A 25,068-nucleotide genomic window follows, 5' to 3' on the forward strand; every position below is an offset into this window, starting at 1 on the left:
GAAGGGGTTAGCGTTGACGCATAACCCCTTCTTGCATTGTTGAGGCAACCAAGTTGCCTTGGCGATCAAAAAACTGCCCCCGTACCAAACCACACCCATTACTCGCACTTGGACTATCAATTGAATACAAAATCCAATCATCCATTCTAAATGGACGATGAAACCACATTGCATGATCAATAGTAGCTACTTGCATATTTGGCTGCATAAACGATACACCATGAGGTTGCAATGCAGTTGGTAAAAACTCAAAATCAGACGCATACGCTAATAAGTAATTATGGATACGCTGATCGTCCGGCATTTCACCATTAGCTTTAAACCAAATATGCTTTACCGGCTCCATAACTTCTGGTTTAAACGGGTTATGAAAAGTAACCGGTCGCATTTCAATTGGCATTTCACGGGTAAACTTATTACGGATAACCTCTGGGATATGCGAAGCGTTATCTTGGTAAAACTCAAGCGATGAACGTAATTCTTCAGGTGCGGGAACATCAGGCATTGTCGCTTGATGCGATAACCCACTCTCTTCACCTTGGAATGACGCGGTCATATAAAAAATAGGTTTACCGTACTGAATTGCTTTGACTCGGCGCGTACTAAAGCTCTTTCCATCACGAATAGTTTCAACGTCATAAACAATGGGTTTAGCCGGATCGCCTGGGCGTAAAAAGTAAGAATGTAATGAATGAACTATTCGCCCTTCAGGTAGAGTTTCTTTGGCAGCAGAAAGCGCCTGCCCCATTACTTGACCACCAAATACAGCACCAAAGCCTAAATCTTGGCTTTGTCCTCGATATAAACCTTGCTCAATTTCTTCAAGTGTTAACAACGACAATAAATCATCTAATACTTGGCTCATTATTTCTTCCTCATTACCCTAGTGTCCAAATGATACTATACAATAGTGGGAAGTAAATATTTGTTAGGAATACTGTTATGGCTTACTGGCTATTTAAAACTGAACCCGATGCGTTTTCATTAGATGACTTAAAAAACGCACCAAAACAAACGACTCTTTGGGAAGGTGTGCGTAATTACCAAGCACGAAATTTTATGCGTGACGACGTCAAAGTCGGTGATTCAGTCATGATTTACCATTCAAGCTGTAAACACGTGGGCGTAGCGGGCATTGCCGAGGTTACTAAAGAAGCCTACCCAGACCCCACTCAATTTGATTTAAGCAGCGACTATTACGATGCAAAAGCCACCAGCGACAAACCACGTTGGGTTGTTGTTGAGGTTACTTATCAAAGCCATTTAAAAAAATTAATTAGCCTTAAAGATATTAAAGCCAATGACAATATTACTGAAATCGCACTTAAAAAGGGCGGACGTCTATCAATAATGCCTGTTACTAAAAATGACTGGGATGTAATAATCAAAATGGCGCAGTAATACCCTATTGGTTTGACCTAATTTCATTGAGTTTGATATGATCTATGCTGACTTATAGCTGGAGGATTAATGAAATTACTGTATTGGTTAGATGAATGGTTAACTCTCCCGCGCAATGAGCAACAAACTCGATTACCCATGACGGGTAATGATTTACTCGGCGATGTATTTGTTAAGTATGATTTTGTTGACGTTAATAAACCCCTGCTTTTTACCTTCTCCCCTGCTGGCACTAACGTGCAAGAGCAAGATCTTCACCCTGATTTTGCACCATGGGGTTATCACTTAGCTCAAAAACAAAACGTAAACGTAATCGCTTTTCAGCATTTAGGTAAAAGTAATTGGTTTCGTAATCGTAATTTAATCTTTTTTCTCGAGCAATTATCAACATTACTTACGCCGTTTAATTGTCGACTTGGCTATGGTTTAAGTCGTGGCGGATTTGCTGTTGGCGCTTTTGCTAAACTATTAAAACTAAACCAAGTGTTGTTCTTCCATCCGGTAAGTACTAAAAATAAAGAATTAGTACCGTGGGATGACCGCTCTAGTACCGATATAGCTCAGCAGTTTGATTGGCAGCAAGATTATCACGATCTAGATTTAGGAGATGCCCAAGGCTATATTATTTACGATCCTACTAATCGTATAGACCGAATGCACGCTAAGCGCTATAAGCAGTTAACTCACTTACGGGTATTTGGTATGGGACATGGCACGCATGCCACATATTTGAATAAGTTTGGATTTTATAAGCAAGTAGCCGTCGATTTTATCCAGCATCAGCAAATTGATATTGCGCAATTTCGTATGCAAACTAAAACCTTACGCTTTAAAGAGGATTATTACAAAAGCCTTAATAAAGCGAATGTAAACTCAGCTCACCGTCAAACACTATTAAGCAAAGCTCATAATATTTTGATTGATGAAAAAGAAGTTCACGTACAGGAACATCAGGCAAAAATTGATATTCAGCCATTAATAGATGTTGCCCTCAAGCATCAAGATGAGCATCCTAATGATGCCATTCAGTTATTAGAAGTTGCTCAACAACTTGTACCTGACGATCCTTTAATTGAGCATAAAATTAAGCAACTAGAAGAGTAATTACGCCAGTAAAAGCGGCTGTAAAGGCCAACTACTCTATTTAACCTTTTTCTTTTTGTGCCCATACTTGGGCACAATGGCAAAGTACATCATTAACCCTAACCAAGAAAATATAATTATTCCCATTAGCCAGCCATTCTTTTCATGACCCTGTGTACGCTTACTGTTGAGTACAATAACGACAGGTAATATATAAGCACTTAAAACAACAATTAAAAATACAACTTCATTCATTATTTTTCTAGGCTCGACCAGTCTACTTCACTACTTAATACTCGATCTACCGATATATAGTGCAGAATATCGCCTTCACTTACTTTGTAATCTAATGGTGGATTTAAATCCATATTTTGTGCACTTAAATTATGAGCAACACCCAACAGTATTGCATCATGCTCAAGCTTAAAATGATGAAACAAAGTACCAAACTCCATATCTTTGCAGCCGCCTGGTATTTTCAAACTAAATTGTGTATCGCCGTGCAAAGTAGATAGCAGCTCCTCTTGCACACGGCTCGAACCTGGATCTTGCATTGAGCGTACGAGTATCTCAGCTGATTTTGCACTACTACACTCTACATTTTGGCAATGCTCTAACATCATCTCAACTTTGGTTTCATCCAAAAAGTGAGCACTTATATGACAATCATCTTTTACTAAGCGACTAATGCGCAGGGCTGTTGTAAATGTCTGATCGTCATCTTGACCATCAATAATCACCTTATCAGCACTACGAATAGCAACCCGCTCTAGCTCAGCTAAATTAGTAAAGCTCGTTAAACGTGCAAAATCAACGCTTTCGTTAGCTAAAAAAGGATGATCCATTTGCTCTGTTACCGCGAGTAAAATACGACGGTCAGTACGTTTCGTATCTGCCAAAATGTAATCAATCATCTTTTTTGTACGAGTGTCGTGCCAACCAAAAATAATAATATGGTGGTTACTGTGGGCAAAGTTTTTATCACCAGTCATAGCGCGCCTAATTAAGTAAGTAACAGTTTGTCCTGCTTTTCCTAGCAAAACACCAAATAAAGCTAAACCAAATGGAATTTGTATTAATGCAACCACCCAACGACCAAGATCAGTAGTTGGACTAAAGTCACCATATCCCACTGTTGATGTTGTTACTGTGTAATAGTAAAAAAAGGTAGTAAGTGAGGTTAACGCTTTCTCATTCGCTATAAATAGTAAGCTCCATGTTAATAGCATATGAGTCAAAATAGCTAATGCCACTGCTTGCCAACTCAACTGATCTATATGAGCGCGAACAAGTAACGCTAGCCTTTTAAATATCACCGGCATAATACAAAGTCTTCGTTAGTAAATTATCTATAAACAGTACGTTACTGTAAGCGATGCTTTTAAGCAATGTTTAAGCTTTTAACCGCAAATATTAGACTAAATGCTGTTTGCCAATGGTGATTTTTCATGATTAATTAGCGTTAGAATAATAACCAAAACAGTTGTGCTTATGCTTAATAAAATAGCCCGCCCTTTTACTAAAATTGTAGAACGCTACCTTCCCGACCCTTTTATATTTGTAATTTTACTTACAATAATTACCCTTGTCAGTGCGAGCTTATTTACAACCGCAACTAACATTGAAGTATTACAAGCGTGGGGAGGTGGGTTTTGGAACTTATTAAGTTTTGCGATGCAAATGCTACTAGTGTTAATTACAGGCTATATGTTGGCAAGTACGCCACCTATAAGTAAGTTATTAGAAAAACTAGCAACACTCGCAAATACAGCACCTAAAGCAATTATATTGGTAACGCTTATTTCGCTTTTAGCGAGCTGGATGAATTGGGGATTTGGTTTAGTTATTGGTGCCCTTTTTGCCAAAGCAATTGCTAAACATACTCGTGTTGATTATCGATTATTAGTAGCCAGCGCTTACTCAGGTTTTGTTGTATGGCATGGCGGATTAGCTGGCTCGATTCCTTTAACTATCGCAACCGATGGTCACTTCTCAGAGGCCAGCATTGGTATTATTAGTACAGAGCACACTTTATTTGCGGGCTTTAATATAGCCATATTAGTTGGTTTATTCATTATTATGCCGCTCGTTAATCGCTATATGCTGCCAAGCGATCAAGAAAGCGTATATATCGACCCAGCTCTTTTACAAGAGACAACACCTAAGCCCACAACAATAACCAGACCTGCCCAACATTTGGAACAAAGCAAACTACTCGGTATGACAATTGGCTTATTAGGTTTGGCATATTTAGGTTATTACTTTTTTATTGCTGGCGGAAACTTAAACCTTAATAGCGTTATTGCCGTATTTTTGTTTTTAGCTATTACGCTGCATCAAACACCCCATAATTTACTTAACAGTCTGCAACAAGCAATTCCAAGCGGGGCTGGCATTGTTATTCAATTTCCTTTTTATGCTGGCATTATGGCGGTAATGGTTGATAGCGGATTAGCACAACAGATATCACGTGGCTTTATTGCCGTTGCAGATGCTGATAGCTTGCCATTTTTTAGTTTTATAAGTGCAGGACTCGTTAATATGTTTGTACCCTCTGGCGGCGGCCAATGGGCTGTACAAGCACCTATTGTAATACCTGCAGCACAAGAGCTAGGTGCCGATATATCTCGCGTTGCAATGGCTGTTGCGTGGGGTGATGCGTGGACTAACCTAATTCAACCTTTTTGGGCATTACCAGTCCTTGCTATCGCAGGCTTAAGAGCAAAAGATATTATGGGGTTTTGTGTTGTGCAGCTATTTGTAACTGGGGTTTTTATATCGCTGGTATTGAGCTTTTATTAATTTTTAACGGGCTGTAACCAATATTACAGCCCGCTTTTACCTAGAACGATAAATACTAGCTCGATAAAATAGTCATCGGCAGGCTCAATATTGGATTTTCTGAATCGGCAAAATGCATCATCACTGCCACATGGCCTGCAACTACCAGTGCATACATAACCGCTGAAAAACCTTGGCCGTATTTATCAAGCGGCATTAAATGGGAGTAATGTCGGCCTCGCCATTCAAATACAATTTCCAGCGCACCTACAAACAAAAAGAATACCAGTAACATTAAGCCAAATGTGTAGCTCAGCCATAAACCAAACAGTACACCGAGTAAACATACACTTAAGCCAATCCATGAACGCATTGAAAAGCTAATACTTTTTAATACATGCCCGCCATCAAGCGGTAAAATAGGTAACAAGTTAAATAAATTTAATAACGCACTAAGAACCGCAACACCAGCAAATATTTCCATCTCCGTGGCGTAATATAAAACAACACCCAACACAGAGGTTATTAAGCCAAAAGCAGGCCCCATGAGCGATATGACCACATCTTGCCAGCGGGTTGTTATTTTATCGTCACTTACTGCAAGTCCACCCACAAATGGGATTAAGTAAATACCTTTGGTTTTTATGCCAAAGTATTTCATTGCTCGCACATGGCCGTATTCGTGTACCACTAAGCAACCAATTAACATTAGTGCAAATTCAATACTAAATAACCACGCATAGCCTGCAACAGAAGCCCCTGCAAGCACTACTTTAATTACCTTAGCGCTTTTAAAAAGCTTAAAACCTAATGCAGCTAGCCCTAAAAAGCCTTTTTTAGGTGACCCATTTGTAGGTGCTGGCAACGCAAGTTGTGTTGCAAATTGATCATCTACAAAGAGCGAAATGCTTTGCTCTTCGACTGCCCCTGTATTGATGCCTATTTTTTTGTTGTCGTAAGTAAACTGATAGTAGTTTTCACGAGGGTTATCAAAGGTAATGGCTTGTTGCGCATGAAATACCTGCACAATTTTTTGCCCAGACACCATAAGCGAAAATGGTTGCTCGGCTAAAGTAAGATCTATTCTTATCATAATTAAGACCGTTTAAAACAATGGCGCTAGTATACCTAATCAGCTTAAAAACACGAGAGAAGGTGCTAGGTAACTATTTTCAAAATAAAAGCATTTGATACTGACAAAATAAAAAAACACTACTACTTTTATAGTAACTCCAAGCGATACATTGAAAGGGATAACAGTGAAGAAGATAGTGCCTAATATTTTAGTTGTTGACGATTCAAAAGCAATTTTGATCGTTATGGAAGCTATACTTAACGAATTGAGTATGTCCAACACTATAACTACGTGCCTGAATGCAAAAGAAGCGCTTGAAAAAGTTAAAGAGGATATCAACTACTTTGATGCTATTTTTACTGATCTCAATATGCCCGAAATGGACGGCATGGAATTAATCCGCCACTTAGGAGAGTTACATTATCAAGGCGGTATAATAATTGTTTCTGAAATGGACCATAAAGTTATTAGCTTAGCTGCCAATCTCGCGAAACAACATAACGCTCACCTCATTGGTAATATTTCAAAGCCAGTGCAACTGTCTCAGGTTAGTAGGTTACTTACTAAAGTGGCGCAATTAAACAGCCACACTTTATTAAAAGAGCCAGCCATTTCAAAAGATGAGCTTATTGATGCATTAAAAAACGATGAAATAACGCCTTTTTACCAACCAAAAATAAACGCGGATAACAATAAAATTGAAAGCGTTGAAGTGTTAGCGCGTATTTTATCAAGTAAAGACGACAATATTATTTTACCTTGCCGTTTTATAAATACTGCCGAACAACACAACTTAATTAATCAAATTACATTTTCTCTTTTTGAAAAGGCCACCAGCGAATTCAAAAATATGACAGCGCAACTAGGTCATGATTTTAAAATGGCCTTTAACTTATCGCCAACCCAGCTCGATGACCTAAACTGCCCTAATAAATTACTACTTATTTTAGAACTAAACCAACTCACACCTAGTAATATAATTATAGAAATAACAGAACAACATGCACTCTCAAGCCTCATGCAATTAGAAACAGTAAACAGATTAAGAATGCATGGCTTTGGTATATCGCTAGACGATTTTGGTGTTGGTTTTACTAATATGAATCAGCTTCGAAATCTTCCTTTTACTGAAATTAAAATAGACCGTTCACTTATTAGCCATATAGAAACAGATTTATTTTCTCAAGTGGTCGTAAGTTCGTTATTTAATATTACGAGTAAAGATAATTTAGACTTAGTAGCAGAAGGTGTTGAACGACCAGAAGAGCTCGTTTATTTAAGGCATTATAGAAGAAAACTAGCCATACAAGGTTTTTTATTTAGCCGCCCTAAACCACAAGACGAATTTATATCTTGGGCTAAAGATTGGCTAAAAACTGATGGCAGCCCCGCTTAAAGCGGTACTAATATTTACTCGGGGCCTGTTAGCTAATTATCACCCCGAGTGTGTTTATCTTCTTCACTAACTATATGTGCACTACTTGCTAAGCGTTTGTGCCAACGCTGCCTTGCTACTGCGCGCATATTAGTAGATTGGTCACGCTCATCTACAATCTCTAACCCCATTAAAGCTTCAATCATATCCTCTAACGTTACAATACCCTGCACGTCACCGTACTCATCAACAACTAAGCATATATGAGTGCGCTTTGTTAAAAGTGTTTGCAGTAACGACGATACGTTCTGAGAAGTTGGTACGGTATAAATAGGCTTAATCAATTTGCTAATTTTGTAATCGGTACCTAAACGGTGAAATGCCAGCATAATATCGTTTTTATGCACAAACCCAACAATATCGTCGCTGTCTTTATCAAATACCAATATACGAGAAAATGACGACGAGCCGTGATCGTTTAAATACTGATTTACTGTTAAGTCTTTGTGGATTTTAAAAATTACAGTTCGAGGCGTCATTAAGTCGCATAATTTTGCATGTCTAAAATGCAATAAATTACGAATTATTTCGGACTCATCCTGATGTAATGCACCCGACTCCGTACCTATATCAGCCATTGCCTCTATCTCTTGACGAATATAGTAAGCCTCATCGTGCTTTGGACCCATTAAATTTGTTAGCTTTTGTGCAAACCATACAAAAGGCTTTAGTGATATAACTAAAAACCGCAAAGCGTAAGTAACACTTGGCGTTAGAGCTCGCCAGTAATTAGCCCCCAAGGTTTTAGGAATAATTTCAGAAAGAATTAATACGAGAAATGTCATAATGGCTGATGCAATACCTACAGCCGCATCGGAAAAAACGACAGCCGCTTGTGCGCCAACTCCCGCTGCACCTGCAGTATGGGCAACTGTATTTAAAGTTAAAATAGCAGCTAAAGGCTGATCTATATTGTTTTTAAGCTTTTCGAGCTGTTTAGCAAGCTCAGGGTGTTTTTTTCTAAGTGATGCAACATAGCTGGGCGAAATACTTAATAACACAGCCTCCATCACAGAACATAAAAACGAAATAACAATCGCCACTACCATATAAACTATCAGTAAAGTCACTTTCTCTCCTCTATATTGGATATGTGAGCATGGTAACAATACATGCTATATTTGGCCAAACTTCCAATAATAATAGGCATAATAATGAAATTTAGCGCACCATGGTGTCATCAAAATAAGCTATTTAAGTACGCAGCAGCTCTTTTAACGCTTAGCAGCTTAAGCTTTGCTGCAATAGCTGCACCATTGGATAAATCAAAAATTCAGTTTATCGGCCCACTTGCCGAAGATATGCAGTTAAAGCCTTTTCAGACACCTCATGGCAGTGCGATTATTAACAACCTATTGCCGCAACTACAAGCAGACACCGATAGTTTTTCTGTATTTGGGAAAAAACAAAACTGGCAACCGTTTAATAAAATCAATGCGCTCACTTTAGGTGGGTTACAGGCACTAAAATTTAATATTGAAACAACCCGCTTTACGCAAGGTACGCTTACCTTAAAAGGGATTGAGCAAGGGCAGTTATTTATTAATGGCGAACTACAAACAGGCGATAAAAATAGCTATAAGTTAGCTTTAAATAACAGTACTCACACTGTTTTAATAGTAGCCCAGCAAGTAGCTAATTGGCACGATGTAACGCTTGATTTTGCACCTAAAAGCGAGGTTGATAAAATTACGCTTAGCACTTCACACATAAAACGTTTATCTGCAAAACAACTGTTTGATGCTCCTACAATTAGCCAATTATCACTCGCACCTAATGCCAAGCAGTACGTTACTACCACTCGCACTTATAGTGATAAAACACAAAATCAAGCAAATACAGTTACTGTACTTAAAGATTCAGACAATCAAACGCTTTATCGCTTTGAAGCAGGCCAACCAAGTAACATTATTTGGAGTCCAGATAACCAATATTTAGTGTATTTGTTAAATGGTGAGCTTAAACAACTTAACCGTAAAAACTTCTCAATAAAAACATTAGCAAACGATTTAGAAGGGGCTAATGGCTTTACCTTTTATAACGATACCAGTCTTTTGTTTAGCTGGTCTAAATCACCTGAGAGCACTAACAGCTTAACCAAGCACTATAAAGGTCTGCAAGATCGCTGGTCGTATGCACGTTCCATCAGCCAAATTTATATGCTTGATACTAAAAGTGGTTTAACAAAAGCACTTAGCCATGGTCCTCTTTCTTACAGCCTTGAAGATTCAAATAGTAACCGTGGCAAAATATTAATGAGCCGCCCAGTAATGGCAATGCAGGCATCAACACACCCAGAAACAGAGTTAGTTGAACTCGATTTAAAATCAAATAAGCTTTCATCGCTTGGTAAATTTAAAACGTTTAATTTAGCTAAATATGCAAATAAAGACATTTATGTAGTTGCAGGTCCCGACTTTAAAAATGGCGCAGGCAGAGCACTACCAAAAGCTATGCTTGCTAATAACTACGACGGGCAACTTTATCTACTTACTGAAGGCGGTAAAAACGTAAAAGCACTTAGTAAACAGTTCGACCCCGCTATTGGCCAACTGCAAGTTTTAGAAAACGGCGATGCGCTCATTAAAGTAACAGAGCAAGACACTCAACCACTTTACCTATTTGATTTAAGTAAACAGCGCTTTAAAAAGTTAAATACAGGATTGGATATTGTTGAACAATTTAGTTACTCATACGACCGTAATACCGAAATTTTACTAAGTGGTACCAACGCTTTAGCTCCACAACAACTAAAGCGCCTTAACGTAAGTAAAAATAAAACAGATTTAATATGGGATTCAAAACCAAGTAGCTATGCAAATACACGACTCCCTACATTAGAAGACTTTAATTTTAAAAATAAACATGGTGTCGAAATAACGGGTCGTGTGTACATTCCTAGCAACTTAGATAAAACTAAAAAGCACCCTGCGCTCGTGTATTACTACGGCGGTACTTCACCCGTTACGCGTGGTTTTACAGGTCGTTACCCGTTTAACTTATGGGCAGAAAATGGCTACGTTGTTTATGTAGTGCAACCTACTGGCGCAACAGGGTTTGGACAAAAGTTTTCAGCGCAGCATGTTAATGCCTGGGGCGACTACACCGCAGATGATATTATCGAAGGCACACAAGCCTTTTTAAATAAATACAACTATGTTGATAGTAAAAAAGTAGGTAACTTAGGGGCATCGTACGGTGGCTTCATGACCATGTTATTGGCAACTAAAACCGATATATTTAGTGCTTCAATAGCTCATGCGGGTATTTCTAATATTACCTCGTATTGGGGTGAAGGTTGGTGGGGCTACTTATATTCTGGCGAAGCATCAAAAAATAGCTTCCCGTGGAATAACCCTGAGCTTTACAGCCAACATAGCCCTGTATTTCATGCCGACAAAGTAACAACACCTATGCTACTTCTTCATGGTGATAGCGATACCAATGTACCTGTTGGCGAGAGCTTAACAATGTACACTGCGCTTAAACTGCTTAATAAAGACGTAGAGTTAATAGAATACAAAGGCGCTGACCATCAAATCTATGCACGCGATAAACGATTTGATTGGTGGAACACCATGCTCGCATACTTTGATAAAAAGCTAAAAAACGAGCCTCAATGGTGGGACTCGATGTATAAAAATGACTGAGCCTGAACCTTTAAAATAACGACTTAATACAGATTTATTAATAGTAGAATTAATTATTTAGCACCTTTTAATTAGTCTAAAGGTGCTAACCTCATCCTCTAATAACGTCTTATACATCTTTGAAATATTAAGTTACTTAAAACTAATAAACCCCCTTCTCAGCATTTACCTAATGGTGCTACCATACAGAGCTATAAGCATTCAAAATAAAGTACTATGGCTATTAATGTTTTATTGGTTGAAGACGATGAACTACTCGTTAAACGCATCCAAAATCACTTTGCAGATACCGAATTTACAATAGAGGTAGACCCCACTGGCGCTGATGCACTTAACATTGTAAGGCAGCGGGTAAACCTGCGCGGTGCTATATCATTAGCCATAATTGACATTGTCTTACCAAAGCGCGACGGGCTTCAGCTCGCAAAAGAATTAAACACACTGACCGATATTGGCGTTATTGTATTATCGAGTCGTGACTCCCAAGCCGATCGTATCGCTGGTCTTGCACAAGGTGCTGATGACTATATTTGTAAGCCCGTCGATTTACTTGAGTTAGAACTTCGCATGCGCGCGCTCTATAAGCGTGTTGCCGTTAACCTAGAAGACGACGAAAGCGAAGAGTTTATAGAATATGCTGACTTTAAGCTTCATCCTGATAACCGCACATTAATTACTGCTGCGGGCGTTGAGTCACGCTTAACTGAAGCCGAACATAAAGTGCTTATTTGCTTAATTAGTAATGCAGGTAAAGCCACATCCCGTGAAAAAATATCAGAAGAAATAGGCCAGCCCGATTGGAGCCCAAACGATCGTACTGTTGATGTGCTTATTGGTCGTTTACGTAAAAAATTAAATGACGAAAAAGATCAAAAACGCATCGTTACCGTACGCGGTAAAGGCTATATGCTTTCTATTTAATACTTAGTTAATTGCGCAATAAGGCGCTCAAATGCGCGGTAATTAAGTGCTTCTTTAAGCTCATTTAAACTAATGTTTTCAGCGCCTTTTAAATCACTAATAGTCCGCGCCACCTTAATTACTCTATGGTAAGAGCGTGGCGATAAAGACAACTTCTCGCTTGCTCTAGCTAAAAATTGCAACTCTGCAGGCGCAAGTACACAGTGCACACTCATTTCTTTATTATTAAGTCTCGCATTAACCTTACCTTGGCGTTTTAGCTGCACATAATAAGCAGCCTCAACTCTTGCTCTAACCTCAGCACTGGTTTCCTCTGGTTTGGTACTTTGTAGCTCAACACTCGTTAAACGAGGTAGTTCTATTTGCAAATCAATACGGTCAATAAAAGGCCCTGATACTCGCGATAAATAACGCATAACTTGATCGGGAGTTGCCCGCTTATCAGTATGGCTCCCCGTTGGGCTTGGGTTTAATGCTGTAATAAGCTGAAACTGCGCTGGGAACTCCATTTGCCTAGCTGCACGTGAAATAGTTACTGTGCCGGTCTCCATTGGTTCACGCAGTGAATCAAGCACCTTACGCTCGAATTCCGGTAACTCATCTAAGAAGAGCACACCGTTGTGTGCCAGCGAAATTTCACCAGGCTTGGGATTTGAAGAGCCCCCCACCAAGGCAACAGCTGAGCACGTATGATGCGGATTACGAAATGGCCGCTGTCGCCAATTAGTTAAATCTATGGATTGTCCAATAATAGAGTAAAGCGCAGCTGTTGAAATAGCTTCATCGTCCGACATAGTAGGCATAATTGTAGCCATTCGCTGGGCCAGCATTGATTTACCAGTACCTGGAGGGCCTAAAAATAGTAAATTATGCCCGCCAGCTGCGGCTATTTCTAATACTCGCTTTGCACCGGGCTGACCTTTAACATCGCTTAAATCGAGCAAAAAGTCAGGGGCTTGCGTGCAGTCGGGGTACTCTATATTTAATGGCAAGGGTTGTTGATTAAGTAGGTCGCCCCATACTTCTTGAATAGAGCTTACGGCTTTGCGTTTAACGCCATTAACTAGGCTTGCTAGGCTGTCGTTTGCAAGAGGTAAAAAGCAGCAGCGATCTTCTTCTTTAGCAGCAAGTACCGAAGGTAAAATAGCGTTTACACCACGCACTTCACCATTAAGAGCAAGCTCACCATAAAACTCGTACTTATGAATATCAGGACACACTATTTGCCCAGAGGCGACTAAAATACCCACCGCAATAGCCAGATCAAACCGCCCACCATCTTTTGGTAAGTCGGCTGGGGCTAAATTTACGGTTATTCGTTGATCGGGAAAACCAAATTGTGAGTTTTCGAGTGCGCTACGTACCCTGTCTTTCGACTCTTTAACAGACGCTTCGGGCAGGCCTACAATATGAAAAGCGGGTAAACCATTTCCTAGGTGAACCTCTACAATAACTTCAGGGGCATTTATGCCCACTTGAGCACGAGAAAATATACGAGCTAACGACATTCCTTATCCTAGTAAATGGTGTGATTACACCAGTTTAGTCAGGATATTTAAAAACGTGTAATGTGATTTGCCATTTTATAGCGGCTAAACGAAGTAATAAGGTCATTAACATTCCTAATACCATCGCCATTTCGGTTGCTAACGAAAAACTAATGCCAAGCGTATAAACAGTACCACCCGCTATACAGGTAATAGCGTAAAGCTCACCCTTTAACAGCATAGGGATCTCGCGTGCAAGCACATCTCGAATTAATCCACCAAAGCAGCCTGTAATTACAGCCATAATTACCGCAGTCATATCGGGCATACCAACAAGCTGTGCTTTTTGCGCCCCCATTACTGCAAAAAAAGCTAACCCAAACGCGTCCGCTGTTTGTAAAATATAATGAGGTATCGGCTTTTGTTTATTTATAAGGCGTGTTGTAACAAATACTGAAGCGAGTATGGCAAAAAAGTAACTTTGATCGTGTAACCAAAACACTGGAACATCTAAAATTAGATCTCGCACTGTACCACCACCAATAGCAGTTACTGTCGCTAAAACTACGACCCCAAAGCCATCCATTTTTTTCTCATACGCTAGCAAAGTGCCCGATACAGCAAACACCGCAATGCCTATTAAATCAAACCAGTGGTAAAGTTCAGTCATATTTGTAACAACCTAAAAATATTTGTGCCGTTTTAACACAAACCAAACAAGGTTTTAAGTAATAACGATTTATTTTAAGAAGTTTATAACATTTTAAAGTGTATCTCAGGGGGGCGGGAGCTTGCGCTTATGAGAAGTGAATGCCTCATGCAGTGAAGATGATCTTTATCCTATAAGCTAAATCACCACACTCATCAAATTTTAGACATAAAAAAACACGCTTTAAGCGTGTCGTTTCATTCTTATTTATTTCAGTGGTTGCGGGAGCCTGAACTTATAAAAGGTGAACCGACGACCTTCGGGTTATGAGCCACAATATACACACCAAATTTTAGACATAAAAAAACACGCTTTAAGCGTGTCGTTTCATTCTTATTTATTTCAGTGGTTGCGGGAGCCGGATTTGAACCGACGACCTTCGGGTTATGAGCCCGACGAGCTACCAGACTGCTCCATCCCGCGCCTGAAATTTGTAGACTTATTTAAAGTTGCTTACATTACAACTTGGCTTCCAATTAAAGAATTGGTTGCGGGAGCCGGATTTGAACCGACGACCTTCGGGTTATGAGCCCGACGAGCTACCAGACTGCTCCATCCCGCGCCTGTATATTTTAAGTCTATCGACTACTTTATTTTATCTCTTAAGTTAGAGTTTACAGTAACCTCAATCCCTAAGGAAATTGGTTGCGGGAGCCGGATTTGAACCGACGACCTTCGGGTTATGAGCCCGACGAGCTACCAGACTGCTCCATCCCGCGCCTGTAATTTCTTTAAAGCATTTTCGTAATATTTACTTGCCTGCCTTGAAGAGAGCGCTACTATATAGGAATAAACATTTAATGCAAGACCTAAACTAATTAAAGTTGTTCAACCGAACAAAAAGCAATCAAATTACTACTCTGCGATCAATCTTTGATGTGGATTAATCATTTTTTGCCATTCCCAGTCGGGATGTCCCATCACTATAAAGTCAGGGTTCTCAGTACTCTCTCGTTGGTTGTACGTTAGCGGATTAAATTCTGCATCGGTAATACAACCACCGGCTTCTTCAACAATAACTTGTGAAGCACCTGTATCCCACTCTCCCGTTGGACCAATTCTTAAAAAACAATCTGCTTTGCCCTCTGCAACAGTACAGGCTTTTAAAGAACACGAACCAATAGCAATCGTTGTAAACTGACTATTTAAATACTGACTCACCGCTTCTATTTTTTGGCGGCGGCTCACTGCAAGCGTCAAGCTCTCTGGCGGCGCTACAGATATTTGCTTATCAATTGAGTTTTCACGTTTAAAGGCACCATTTTTAGCAGTAGCAAAATAAGTCACACCTTTTGCAGGCCAATGAATAACGCCAAGCACAGGGTGATTATTTTCAATCAATGCAATGTTTACTGCAAAGTCGCCACTTTCTAAAATAAATTCGCCTGTACCATCCATCGGATCGAGCAACCAATAACGCTGCCAATCTTGTCTGTCGGCGAGTGCTGGTATAGGTGTTTCTTCCGACATAATTGGGATATCGGGTGCAAGTGCTTTTAATCCAGCAACAAGTACGTCATTTGCTGCTAGATCAGCTTTGGTAACAGGCGTATTATCTGATTTCTCTTGTTGGCCAATATCGCCTTTTTTATAAATGGCCATAATTGCATCGCCAGCACGCTCAGCTAATTCAATGCACGGTTCGATTAATTTATTCATCGGCAGCTCCAGACGCTAAATACTTATCTAATAATAGCAAAGCTGCAACACTGCGTGCTTCGGTAAAATCTTCTTGGTCTAATAATGACTGCCACTGAGTTAATGGCCACTTAACAACAACTAGCGGCTCTGGTTCGTCACCAATAAGGGTTTGAGGGTATAATTGCTTAGCAAATAAAATATGCATTGTGGCATTAAAGTAACTCGGCGCCATTGTTACTGTTCTTAATGGTTTAAAATACTCAGCGCCAAAGCCAATTTCTTCTTTAAGTTCTCTGTTAGCAGCTTGCCCTGGGGTTTCGCCCGGATCAATTAAGCCTTTAGGAAAACCTAACTGGTAATTGTTTGTACCCGCACAGTATTCACGTACAAGTAGTAACTCATTATCTGCACTTAACGGAACAATCATCACTGCTCCCCGGCCACCGCCGCGAATTCGCTCATACTGGCGCTCTTCGTTATTAGAAAACTTTAACTCTAAAGACTCCACAGTAAACAGGCGACTTTTAGCAACAACATTGTTACTGAGGATTTGTGGTGGTGTTGGGTGCTTTTTCTGTGTCATTGGCGTTAATTTGCTATCATGGCAGTTAGTTCAATAATAAACCTTATAAGTTGAAATTCCTATGTTAAATTGGTCAAAAATCGATACCGTTTTGCTCGACATGGATGGAACATTACTCGATTTACATTACGACAGTCATTTTTGGCTTAACGTTATCCCTGCGCAACACGCATTAGCTAGAGGCATTAGCCTAGATGCAGCTAAAGCAGATATTTTAAAACGCTATCAAGCTGTGAGCGGTCAAATACAGTGGTATTGTTTAGATTATTGGGAGCAGCAATTAAACTTGCCTATAATGGAGCTTAAACGAGAGTCTCAGCATTTAATTAAAATGCGCGAAGATGTACCTCATTTTTTAACCGAGCTTAAAAAAGCAGGCAAAGAGTTAATTTTGCTTACCAACGCCCACCCTGAGAGTGTCATGCTGAAATTTGAGCATACAGCGATTGATAACTACCTAGATGGTGTAGTGTCTACTCATGAATATGGAGTAAGTAAAGAGCAGCAAAGTTTGTGGCACCAAGTACAAAAAGACTTAGGGTTTAATAAGCAGCGCACTTTGTTTGTAGATGACAGTGTGCCGGTATTAAATGCCGCACGAGAATACGGCATCGAGCACTTACTTGCAGTTGCTAACCCTGATAGCCAACAACCACATAACGAAATAGCCGATTACCTGAGTGTTACCGACTATCGTAAGATTATTTAACTCAGTTTACGTGGGCTAGATTTTTGGGTAACGCGCTTCAAGGCCTTGGTACACTAACTTTGCAAAATCTGCATGTTCTGTATCAAGGCTTTTAACTACTTCAACTAAATGCTCGTTATCTTCTTGCCCGTTCCACTCTTTAATGTAGCTACCGTCTTTGTAGCCATGATCTTGACGGAAAAAGTTTAACGTGTTTTTACCTACGTAGCCGCGATATAAATCATCAATATCCATACCCATTTGCGCCATACAGCCGGCAAAGGCAGCGGCATTAAACGTTTTATCTGCAACGGCGGAAGCCGCTAATATTTCTAGCGTTTGTTTAAAGTCATCCGCTTGTTGAGCATTACTAAGCTCAGCTTCAAGTTGCTTTGCTAAGTCTTCGTAGCTAGTTTTGCCGTCAATTCTAAGCGATAGACCAAAATGAAAAATATCAACCAACTCTAAAATAACTTGTTCAGTATCTGGTGTTTGTTTTTTCCACCATTTCCAACCATGATGATCCAGCATTTCAGCGCACTCAACCCAAATAGCGCGGTACCATTCGAATCCTTGAGTAAACCATTGCTCATGTACTTTAGTGTTCATGGCGTTTTGCATTTCTAGCATAACTACTAGCTTGTTTAAATTGGCAGACATATTCATTCCTGTCGTTTTTGATTAGTGTAATAGTACAGATAAAGGAAGCTTAACGCATCAGCACTATCTTAATATGTAGTTTACTTTGAGCCGCTAAATTCAGCCCATGAATCAATTAAATCAATGAAATCTTCAAAGCCACAACCACTACTTAAACCATTTTCTTCAAGCGCTAAATCGTCATCTTGATACGCTATTAGGTCTTCACTGTCTTGATGAAGCGCATGGGCTTCAAATAGTGCTTCGTCTTTGGTTAATATTAAATCTATTTCTTGGCCTTTTAGCGTTAGCGGCTCATAGCTTGAACTCACCGATGCAATAAGCGCTTGAACCATAGCTACTTTGTCTTTGCCTATTTCTTCGTTTAGCCAGCGACCAATAATAGCGTGTTCACTACTTATTTTAATACGTAGCCCACTAATAGGGTCGCGAATAAATTGATATTCCATAGGATTTGCCTGTAAATCTTTAATTGCGTAATTATATACGTAAACGCCCGCAAACCACAGGACATATAAAGTAAAATAGCGCCACAAGGGCGCTATTTTATTCAACTTTAAAGCAGTTAACTTCGCGATCTATAACGCGCTGCGTCAATAATCGACCATAAGTAAATAATAGGCACTAGTACAAAACCTACAAGCACATAAATTAGTGCGTAACTTATTATAATAGCGAGTGCAAAAAATATAGCCGCTAAAATACGCCCTTGCACTAACTGCCCTAAACCAGGAAAAAATATATTACATAATGCTGCGATTACGTTACCGCCAGAACCTTGATCTGCCATACTAACCTCTGTATTTGTTTGATTTTATAATTATTTACTTACACACTCTATGCCAATTTATTAAAGCTTACAAATCAAATAGTTAAATTAGTCTAGATTTAGAGAGTTAGTAAATTTTGCTAACTTTAGGTCAAATTAGCAATTTTTATTGTGCGTTTACGCTTTTTTGTTTGTTCAAAAAATTATCAAGTTACTCGTTTTTAAGGCTATTTTATAAATAGCTGTTTATAAAAACAGTATTTTATTTAGCCTAACAAAAACACCTGTTATACTGCCCACAATATTGATTAAAAAGGCGTAACGATGGACGTTTCACAATTACTCGATGGCTTAAATGACAAACAACGCGATGCCGTTGCAGCCCCACTACAAAACATGCTGGTATTAGCAGGTGCTGGGTCTGGTAAAACACGAGTGTTAGTTCATCGTATTGCGTGGCTTATGCAAGTTGAGCAAGCATCTGCTTACAGTATTTTTGCCGTAACCTTTACTAATAAAGCGGCTAAAGAAATGCGCAGCCGCGTTGAAGAAACACTAAAAGCCCCTGTAGGTGGTATGTGGATTGGTACGTTCCATGGTTTGTCGCATCGTATTTTACGTGCTCATCACCGTGAAGCTAACTTACCAGAAGCCTTTCAAATTTTAGACTCTGACGATCAACTTCGGATGATCAAGCGCTTATTAAAATCGATGAATATCGATGATAAAAAATGGCCCGCCAAACAATTTGGCTGGTACATCAGCGCTAAAAAAGATGAAGCACTTCGCCCTAAAGATATTCAAGCATACGATATTAACGAGCAAATGATGCTGCGTGTTTACGCCGCCTACCAAGAGGCCTGTGATAGAGCAGGCCTAGTAGATTTTGCCGAAATATTACTACGCAGCTACGAAGTGTTAAAAAATAACCCAACGTTACTGCGTCATTATCAGCAACGCTTTGCACATATGCTCGTAGACGAGTTCCAAGATACAAATACTATTCAATATGCTTGGTTAAAGTTACTTGCAGGCGATACACGCAGTATCATGATTGTAGGCGACGATGACCAAAGTATTTACGGTTGGCGCGGTGCTAAAATCGAAAATATTAAACGATTTTTAACTGACTTTAGCGCAGAAACCATTCGTCTTGAACAAAACTACCGTTCAACAGCAACTATTTTGAAAGCGTCTAATGCATTAATTCAAAATAACTCAGAGCGTATGGGTAAAAGCTTATGGACCGACGGTAACGATGGCGAGCCAATTTCTATTTATGCGGCATTTAATGAGTTAGACGAAGCACGCTTTGTAAGTAGCAAACTACGAAGCTGGTTAAATGCAGGTAATGCCCTACAAGATGCCGCAATTTTATACCGTAGTAACGCGCAATCTCGTGTACTCGAGGAGGCCATGCTGCAAGAAGGCTTAAAATACCGTATTTATGGGGGTATGCGATTCTTCGAACGACAAGAAATTAAAGATGCGTTGTCGTACTTACGCCTAGTAGGTAATCGTCAAGACGATGCCGCGTTTGAGCGTGTAATTAATACGCCAGCACGCGGTATTGGCGATAAAACATTGAGCCATATACGCGATTGTGCACGAGCAGAATCGTTACCGCTTTGGTATGCCGCAAAAGCAATTGTAGAACAACAGCATTTATCTGGTCGTGCTTCTGGTGCAGTAAGTAAGTTTGTAGAACTAGTAGAACAAATAGAAGATAAAATTAGCGATCTAACTTTGCATGAGCAAGCCAAGTACACAATTCAAACCTCAGGCTTAATGGCAATGTACCAAGCCGAAAAAGGTGAAAAAGGCCGTGCTCGCGTAGAAAACTTAGAAGAGCTAATTAGCGCTTGTGATCAGTATGAGCTGCCTGAAGACGAAGAGTACAGCTCACCTTTACAAGGCTTTTTAGCCCATACGTCACTTGAGTCAGGTGAAGGACAAGCAGAAGAACACGAAGACGCCGTACAAATGATGACGCTTCACTCAGCTAAAGGCTTAGAGTTTCCGCTAGTGTTTATGGTAGGCGTAGAAGAAGGCATGTTCCCTTCTCAGCAAAGCAACGAAGAGTCGGGTCGCTTAGAAGAAGAGCGCCGCCTTTGTTATGTAGGCATGACACGAGCAATGGATAAGTTATACATTAGCCATGCTGAGAGTCGCCGTTTATACGGGCAAGAAAAATACCATAGCCCATCTCGCTTTTTACGCGAAATCCCTGAAGACTGCGTAGAAGAAATCCGTATTAAAACACAGGTTTCTCGCCCGCCTGCCGCTGGGCGTTTTAGCGCATCAGTTAGCCATGCCGCATTTGAAGACAGTGGCTTTAACTTAGGACAACGCGTACTGCATGCTAAGTTTGGTATTGGTACTGTACTGAATTATGAAGGTAGTGGCGCACAATCTCGCGTACAAGTTAACTTTGACGACCTTGGTAGCAAATGGTTAGTAACGGCCTATGCACGATTACAAGCGGTATAAAGCACACCTAAATGAGTTAGAGCAACAATTAGCTGGCGCGTATCATCGTCAGCTAGTGTTGATCACGGGCAGCCCAGCTTGGTGTTATGAAATACTTAACTCATTAATAGATGAAAACAATACACTTGTTGTATCAAAGCAGTGCGCGATTAAAAATTCGTACTGGCCTACTCGCACACACCAAATTTTAGGGCAAGAATTTGCTCATGCTGTTTACGATGGTTTTAGTGGTTTGCACCCTGATAAACTTGCAGCACTTGCCGGCACCGTTAAAGCAGGCGGTATACTGTTTTTATTACTGCCTGAACTAGATAATTTAGCCTCTTGGCAAGATCCCGCATTAAGTACAGTGCAATCACACGGTCAGAGCATTGACTACAGCATATTTAATCAACGTTTCGCGACTATTATTAAACCGTTACCTGCTTTTCACTTTAGTGAAAAAAATGACTGTATTAATCATAACGCCAGCTATGTAGCTCATAATAAAATTGATTATCTACCACAGCAAAACTGTATTGAGCAGATAGTAAAAGTAGCTAATGGCCGTGCAAACAGGCCTTTACTCATTAATGCTGATAGAGGCAGAGGTAAGTCGGCAGCACTTGGCTTAGCCGCGGCAAAACTAACTGATAAAAAAGTAATTATTTGCAGCACTCAGTTTAAAGCGACCCATAGCAGCTTTAAACATTTAGCCCAAGAGTTAAGCCTTCAATACAACGCTGAACATAAACAGCTCGCCAACTTGCACTACGTTGCACCTGACGCGTTATTAAACACACTACCTGAGTGCGATTTACTACTCGTTGATGAAGCTGCAGCAATCCCTGTTCCGTTATTACTACTAATGCTAGCTCATTACCCTCGTATAGTATTTGCAAGCACTCTGGTTGGGTATGAAGGCAATGGTAGGGGTTATACCATTCGCTTTAGTAACTATATTAAAGCACACTATAAAGCCTCTAAAGTTGTAACACTTGATGAGCCACTGCGCTTTGCTAAACACGATCCTCTTGAGCAACACATTCGCACACTACTAGCACTCGATGCACAATATATAGAGTTAAGTAGTAATGAATTAGAGCAGCCAGTACATAGCGAAATAACTCAGCAATCCCTTGTAAACAATGAGCCTTTACTGCAGCAAGTTATTGCCCTACTTGCACTGGCTCACTATCAAAGTAGTGTCAACGACTTACGCCAACTACTAGACGCACCATCGCAAAGACTATTTATTAGCAAAATTAATAATCAATTAGTTGGCGTATGCTTAATCGCCATAGAAGGTGGTTTGAGTGAAGAACTTGCCCTACAGATTATAAGTGGAGAGCGCCGTCCGCAAGGGCATTTAATGGCGCAAGCACTCTCACAACTTAGCTTTAATAATGACTGTTTAACGCAACTGAGCGCTCGCGTTGTACGAATAGCGATTGATCCGAGTTCCCACAATATAGGACTTGGTAAAAAGCTACTTAGTTTTTGCGAATCGCAGGTAAAAACCCAATGTAGTTGGCTTGGTGCAAGCTTTGGGGCAACAGCGCAGTTACTTAATTTTTGGCAAAATCTAGGGTTTGATACTGTAAAATTAGGTTATCAACGCGATAAAAGCACCGCTGAAAATTCGGCGCTTGTGGTTAAATGCTTAAGTGACAAAAGTACAATTATTCAACCTTTGAAAAAGCAGTTTAAAAACGATTTTTTTTATGGGCTTTTAACACACTTTAAAACACTAGATTGGCAACTCGTGAATATCCTAATTGAAGGATTTAGCGACGAGTTAATAAGCCTAGAGACTCACGAGCGACTAGCGCTGCTCACTAAAAGTAACTTCACTCAATTTAGTATCTCTGCAACTCTTTGGCAGTTACTGAGCCAGTCACCTTCTTGTATATCTCAATTAACAGAGTCTGATAAACAACTGTTAATAAAATTAGTACTTCAAAATGAAAGTAATGAAAAAGTGATTCAACACTTAGGTTTATTAGGAAAAAAGCAGCTTGAGAATCAATTTAAACGTGCCATAAAAAACCTCACTAGCACCATCTAATAATTTCTAGTTGCCCTATCTCTGTTAAATTTTATCCATCTTTAAGCTATTTATTTAATTTGTTCTATCCTTAAAGCATTAATAGGTAAATTAAGATAAAGGCATGGAATTAATAAACTTTAAAGTGGGCTGCAAAACAATTTCGCTAAAAATACTCGATATTTTATTAACTGAGCGCTTTGACAATAATCTAACAACTTTACCAAACAATAATAAAAGCTTTATTGGTGTTAAAGATTATATGGATATACCAACACCTGTTTTTGATTTAGGTATTATTTTAAATAATATCTCAACTGAACAAAGTAATGCGCATGTACTAAAACAACTAAGAATATGGCAAGACAAACTATTAAACTGGTTTAATACCCTTCAAAGCAACTTATTAAATAGCTCGGCTTCTATTTCAAATAATGACGCCGAACTACAAGATTTTGTTTTATTTTACAAAGAATTCAACACCGACAATGAAGACTTAAAATTAACAATGTCTCGGCTTGACGAGCCCTTCCAATCATTACTAGAGACAGCAAAAGCAGCTATAGTAGCCCATAATCAAAGTGATCATAAACACACATCAGCTCTGCTCGACAAAATTAAGCGTAATAGTCTAATTCAGCTTGAGCGTTTATTTGAATCAGCTAAAGAGCAAATAACCTTAGACTATAAACCTATTATTGTTTTCACCACCAAAGACGGATTAAATCCACATGTTGGTTTATTAGTAGATAAGGTTGAAGATAATATCGACTATAAAAAAGAAGACATAAAGCCACTGGATAAGCTCACTGAGGTTGGTTTTGATCTAGACCCACAAACTAAAAATATGATGCTAGGATTAATCAAGCTCCCCCAAAAGCATAGTGTATTAATTGATCCAAGCGTAATATTTAAACCAGCTCAACTAGAAGAATCTGAAAGTGAAGAAACCCAAGCTTATGGAGTATTTTAAATAGCCTTTAAATTTGGTTATTAACTTTAGTACTGGAATAATGAGCTATTCCGCTCAACTTGTACATTTAGATGAATTAGAGAAGAATCGAGTATGTAATGTCCGTTACTCCCCATATTTCACTTTTCTGAAGATGTAAAAAAGCCCGACTATTTCTAGTCAGGCTCTCTACAATTTGAGGTCTGTGCGCTACGCAGTAGAATGTCGTAGTGCCCACGGCGGTGGAGAGCCACAGTGAAATGCTACACTCTCGTTGTGTCGGGAGTCGCTACGCTCGCCCGGCCTACGTGATGTTGCTGTGAGTGGATGTTAACTGCGCGTATTTCACTTTTCTGCAGACGTAAAAAAGCCCGACTATTTCTAGTCGGGCTCTCTACAATGTGAAGTCGGTGCGCTACGCAGTAGGATGTCGTAGTGCCTACAGCGGTAGAAAGTCACATAGCAAATGCTACACTATCGTTGGCCGGGGCTCGCCTTCGAGCTGTTTGGTTTCACTACTGAGTTCGGCATGGGCTCTTGGCTATTTACTAAATCCCAGAAAGCAAAAAACCCGTCACATTGCTGTAACGGGTCTCTACAATTTGAAGCCTGGTAATGTCCTACTTTCACATAGCAAATGCTACACTATCATCGGCGCTGTTTCGTTTCACTACTGAGTTCGGCATGGAGTCAGGTGGGTCCAAAACGCTATTGTCA

At 39.7% G+C, this 25,068-nt stretch carries 22 protein-coding genes, 3 tRNA genes and 1 rRNA gene; 10 read left to right on the forward strand and 16 right to left on the reverse strand.

What is annotated here, in order from left to right; translation table 11 throughout:
- Positions 1-7: 7 nt before the first annotated feature.
- A complete protein-coding gene (gene tesB, locus H5161_RS02245; protein ID WP_024597275.1) occupies positions 8-865 on the reverse strand; it encodes an acyl-CoA thioesterase II in 858 nt (285 codons plus the stop codon).
- A 77-nt stretch (positions 866-942) separates the two neighbouring features.
- Here tesB and H5161_RS02250 point away from each other — a divergent pair, with 77 nt between their 5' ends.
- A complete protein-coding gene (locus H5161_RS02250; RefSeq protein ID WP_182693725.1) occupies positions 943-1,401 on the forward strand; it encodes an EVE domain-containing protein in 459 nt (152 codons plus the stop codon).
- 69 nt (positions 1,402-1,470) lie between these two features.
- Positions 1,471-2,505, forward strand: coding sequence for a cytosolic protein (locus H5161_RS02255; protein ID WP_138489747.1), 1,035 nt, complete (start codon positions 1,471-1,473; stop codon positions 2,503-2,505).
- 36 nt (positions 2,506-2,541) lie between these two features.
- On the opposite strand, the gene H5161_RS02260 is transcribed toward H5161_RS02255, so the two are convergent.
- Together H5161_RS02260 and H5161_RS02265 are read right to left on the reverse strand one after the other, a co-directional pair.
- The gene (locus tag H5161_RS02260) at positions 2,542-2,739 is read right to left on the reverse strand and encodes a PLDc N-terminal domain-containing protein (protein WP_182675765.1); all 198 of its coding nucleotides are present in this window, start codon (positions 2,737-2,739) and stop codon (positions 2,542-2,544) included.
- On the reverse strand, positions 2,739-3,806 hold the full coding sequence (locus tag H5161_RS02265) for a potassium channel family protein (protein WP_002957906.1): 1,068 nt from the start codon (positions 3,804-3,806) through the stop codon (positions 2,739-2,741). Before H5161_RS02265 ends, H5161_RS02260 begins: the two co-directional genes overlap by 1 nt.
- 169 nt (positions 3,807-3,975) lie before the next feature.
- Between H5161_RS02265 and H5161_RS02270 the strand changes: the two genes are divergently transcribed.
- The gene (locus H5161_RS02270) at positions 3,976-5,286 is read left to right on the forward strand and encodes a short-chain fatty acid transporter (RefSeq protein WP_182768588.1); all 1,311 of its coding nucleotides are present in this window, start codon (positions 3,976-3,978) and stop codon (positions 5,284-5,286) included.
- 55 nt (positions 5,287-5,341) lie between these two features.
- Here H5161_RS02270 and H5161_RS02275 read toward each other — a convergent pair whose 3' ends face one another.
- Entirely contained in the window at positions 5,342-6,358 is a 1,017-nt protein-coding gene (locus H5161_RS02275; RefSeq protein WP_182768589.1) for a metalloprotease, read from the reverse strand.
- Between the two features lie 166 nt (positions 6,359-6,524).
- Here H5161_RS02275 and H5161_RS02280 point away from each other — a divergent pair, with 166 nt between their 5' ends.
- Positions 6,525-7,736: an EAL domain-containing protein gene (locus H5161_RS02280; protein ID WP_182768590.1), complete on the forward strand. Its 1,212-nt coding sequence runs from the start codon at positions 6,525-6,527 to the stop codon at positions 7,734-7,736.
- Positions 7,737-7,768: 32 nt separating this feature from the next.
- Here H5161_RS02280 and H5161_RS02285 read toward each other — a convergent pair whose 3' ends face one another.
- Positions 7,769-8,845 (reverse strand): hemolysin family protein, encoded by a 1,077-nt coding sequence (locus H5161_RS02285; protein WP_182712005.1) that lies wholly within the window; start codon positions 8,843-8,845, stop codon positions 7,769-7,771.
- Positions 8,846-8,929: 84 nt separating this feature from the next.
- Between H5161_RS02285 and H5161_RS02290 the strand changes: the two genes are divergently transcribed.
- Complete coding sequence (locus tag H5161_RS02290) at positions 8,930-11,425, forward strand: S9 family peptidase (protein ID WP_182768591.1); 2,496 nt, start codon at positions 8,930-8,932, stop codon at positions 11,423-11,425.
- 216 nt (positions 11,426-11,641) lie between these two features.
- Positions 11,642-12,346, forward strand: coding sequence for a response regulator transcription factor (locus tag H5161_RS02295; protein ID WP_002957913.1), 705 nt, complete (start codon positions 11,642-11,644; stop codon positions 12,344-12,346).
- On the opposite strand, the gene H5161_RS02300 is transcribed toward H5161_RS02295, so the two are convergent.
- The 7 genes from H5161_RS02300 to nudE all read right to left on the reverse strand — a co-directional run bounded on the left by H5161_RS02300 (position 12,343) and on the right by nudE (position 16,766).
- Positions 12,343-13,854, reverse strand: coding sequence for a YifB family Mg chelatase-like AAA ATPase (locus tag H5161_RS02300; RefSeq protein ID WP_182715841.1), 1,512 nt, complete (start codon positions 13,852-13,854; stop codon positions 12,343-12,345). The two genes, H5161_RS02295 and H5161_RS02300, sit on opposite strands and share 4 nt — an antisense overlap.
- A 34-nt stretch (positions 13,855-13,888) precedes the next feature.
- Complete coding sequence (locus H5161_RS02305; protein WP_002957915.1) at positions 13,889-14,503, reverse strand: trimeric intracellular cation channel family protein; 615 nt, start codon at positions 14,501-14,503, stop codon at positions 13,889-13,891.
- Between the two features lie 385 nt (positions 14,504-14,888).
- Positions 14,889-14,965, reverse strand: a tRNA-Met gene (locus tag H5161_RS02310).
- Positions 14,966-15,027: 62 nt separating this feature from the next.
- Positions 15,028-15,104: transfer RNA gene (locus tag H5161_RS02315), tRNA-Met, on the reverse strand.
- 80 nt (positions 15,105-15,184) lie between these two features.
- Positions 15,185-15,261: transfer RNA gene (locus H5161_RS02320), tRNA-Met, on the reverse strand.
- Between the two features lie 136 nt (positions 15,262-15,397).
- The gene (gene cysQ, locus H5161_RS02325) at positions 15,398-16,201 is read right to left on the reverse strand and encodes a 3'(2'),5'-bisphosphate nucleotidase CysQ (protein WP_182695533.1); all 804 of its coding nucleotides are present in this window, start codon (positions 16,199-16,201) and stop codon (positions 15,398-15,400) included.
- Positions 16,194-16,766: an ADP compounds hydrolase NudE gene (gene nudE, locus H5161_RS02330; RefSeq protein WP_182695534.1), complete on the reverse strand. Its 573-nt coding sequence runs from the start codon at positions 16,764-16,766 to the stop codon at positions 16,194-16,196. Before nudE ends, cysQ begins: the two co-directional genes overlap by 8 nt.
- 61 nt (positions 16,767-16,827) lie before the next feature.
- Here nudE and yrfG point away from each other — a divergent pair, with 61 nt between their 5' ends.
- A complete protein-coding gene (yrfG, locus tag H5161_RS02335; RefSeq protein ID WP_165724387.1) occupies positions 16,828-17,475 on the forward strand; it encodes a GMP/IMP nucleotidase in 648 nt (215 codons plus the stop codon).
- Between the two features lie 15 nt (positions 17,476-17,490).
- Here yrfG and H5161_RS02340 read toward each other — a convergent pair whose 3' ends face one another.
- The 3 genes from H5161_RS02340 to H5161_RS02350 form a co-directional block, all read right to left on the reverse strand.
- A complete protein-coding gene (locus H5161_RS02340; RefSeq protein WP_002963012.1) occupies positions 17,491-18,114 on the reverse strand; it encodes a dUTP diphosphatase in 624 nt (207 codons plus the stop codon).
- Positions 18,115-18,194: 80 nt separating this feature from the next.
- Complete coding sequence (locus H5161_RS02345) at positions 18,195-18,563, reverse strand: YacL family protein (RefSeq protein WP_002963010.1); 369 nt, start codon at positions 18,561-18,563, stop codon at positions 18,195-18,197.
- Positions 18,564-18,679: 116 nt separating this feature from the next.
- Complete coding sequence (locus H5161_RS02350; protein ID WP_002963009.1) at positions 18,680-18,904, reverse strand: hypothetical protein; 225 nt, start codon at positions 18,902-18,904, stop codon at positions 18,680-18,682.
- A gap of 303 nt (positions 18,905-19,207) precedes the next feature.
- Between H5161_RS02350 and uvrD the strand changes: the two genes are divergently transcribed.
- From uvrD to H5161_RS02365, 3 genes are all read left to right on the forward strand, one after another.
- Positions 19,208-21,373, forward strand: coding sequence for a DNA helicase II (gene uvrD, locus H5161_RS02355; protein WP_182768592.1), 2,166 nt, complete (start codon positions 19,208-19,210; stop codon positions 21,371-21,373).
- Positions 21,351-23,420, forward strand: coding sequence for a GNAT family N-acetyltransferase (locus tag H5161_RS02360; protein WP_182768593.1), 2,070 nt, complete (start codon positions 21,351-21,353; stop codon positions 23,418-23,420). Before uvrD ends, H5161_RS02360 begins: the two co-directional genes overlap by 23 nt.
- Before the next feature lie 103 nt (positions 23,421-23,523).
- The gene (locus H5161_RS02365) at positions 23,524-24,372 is read left to right on the forward strand and encodes a chemotaxis protein (RefSeq protein WP_182768594.1); all 849 of its coding nucleotides are present in this window, start codon (positions 23,524-23,526) and stop codon (positions 24,370-24,372) included.
- Between the two features lie 586 nt (positions 24,373-24,958).
- Here the strand turns inward: H5161_RS02365 and rrf are convergent.
- Positions 24,959-25,068: ribosomal RNA gene (gene rrf, locus H5161_RS02370) — 5S ribosomal RNA — on the reverse strand; the annotation flags it as partial.

The organism is Pseudoalteromonas sp. SG43-5 (assembly GCF_014164345.1).
GTDB lineage: Bacteria > Pseudomonadota > Gammaproteobacteria > Enterobacterales > Alteromonadaceae > Pseudoalteromonas > Pseudoalteromonas distincta.

Excerpts from the sequence above, each read along its gene's own strand:
- H5161_RS02345 (WP_002963010.1), bottom strand. The coding sequence starts at position 18,563 with ATGGAATATCAATTTATTCGCGACCCTATTAGTGGGCTACGTATTAAA.
- H5161_RS02290 (WP_182768591.1), top strand. The coding sequence starts at position 8,930 with ATGAAATTTAGCGCACCATGGTGTCATCAAAATAAGCTATTTAAGTAC.
- tesB (WP_024597275.1), bottom strand. The coding sequence starts at position 865 with ATGAGCCAAGTATTAGATGATTTATTGTCGTTGTTAACACTTGAAGAA.
- H5161_RS02250 (WP_182693725.1), top strand. The coding sequence starts at position 943 with ATGGCTTACTGGCTATTTAAAACTGAACCCGATGCGTTTTCATTAGAT.
- H5161_RS02305 (WP_002957915.1), bottom strand. The coding sequence starts at position 14,503 with ATGACTGAACTTTACCACTGGTTTGATTTAATAGGCATTGCGGTGTTT.
- nudE (WP_182695534.1), bottom strand. The coding sequence starts at position 16,766 with ATGACACAGAAAAAGCACCCAACACCACCACAAATCCTCAGTAACAAT.
- H5161_RS02360 (WP_182768593.1), top strand. The coding sequence starts at position 21,351 with ATGCACGATTACAAGCGGTATAAAGCACACCTAAATGAGTTAGAGCAA.
- uvrD (WP_182768592.1), top strand. The coding sequence starts at position 19,208 with ATGGACGTTTCACAATTACTCGATGGCTTAAATGACAAACAACGCGAT.
- H5161_RS02265 (WP_002957906.1), bottom strand. The coding sequence starts at position 3,806 with ATGCCGGTGATATTTAAAAGGCTAGCGTTACTTGTTCGCGCTCATATA.
- H5161_RS02270 (WP_182768588.1), top strand. The coding sequence starts at position 3,976 with ATGCTTAATAAAATAGCCCGCCCTTTTACTAAAATTGTAGAACGCTAC.
- cysQ (WP_182695533.1), bottom strand. The coding sequence starts at position 16,201 with ATGAATAAATTAATCGAACCGTGCATTGAATTAGCTGAGCGTGCTGGC.
- H5161_RS02340 (WP_002963012.1), bottom strand. The coding sequence starts at position 18,114 with ATGTCTGCCAATTTAAACAAGCTAGTAGTTATGCTAGAAATGCAAAAC.
- H5161_RS02295 (WP_002957913.1), top strand. The coding sequence starts at position 11,642 with ATGGCTATTAATGTTTTATTGGTTGAAGACGATGAACTACTCGTTAAA.
- H5161_RS02260 (WP_182675765.1), bottom strand. The coding sequence starts at position 2,739 with ATGAATGAAGTTGTATTTTTAATTGTTGTTTTAAGTGCTTATATATTA.
- H5161_RS02275 (WP_182768589.1), bottom strand. The coding sequence starts at position 6,358 with ATGATAAGAATAGATCTTACTTTAGCCGAGCAACCATTTTCGCTTATG.
- H5161_RS02300 (WP_182715841.1), bottom strand. The coding sequence starts at position 13,854 with ATGTCGTTAGCTCGTATATTTTCTCGTGCTCAAGTGGGCATAAATGCC.
- H5161_RS02350 (WP_002963009.1), bottom strand. The coding sequence starts at position 18,904 with ATGGCAGATCAAGGTTCTGGCGGTAACGTAATCGCAGCATTATGTAAT.
- yrfG (WP_165724387.1), top strand. The coding sequence starts at position 16,828 with ATGTTAAATTGGTCAAAAATCGATACCGTTTTGCTCGACATGGATGGA.
- H5161_RS02365 (WP_182768594.1), top strand. The coding sequence starts at position 23,524 with ATGGAATTAATAAACTTTAAAGTGGGCTGCAAAACAATTTCGCTAAAA.
- H5161_RS02255 (WP_138489747.1), top strand. The coding sequence starts at position 1,471 with ATGAAATTACTGTATTGGTTAGATGAATGGTTAACTCTCCCGCGCAAT.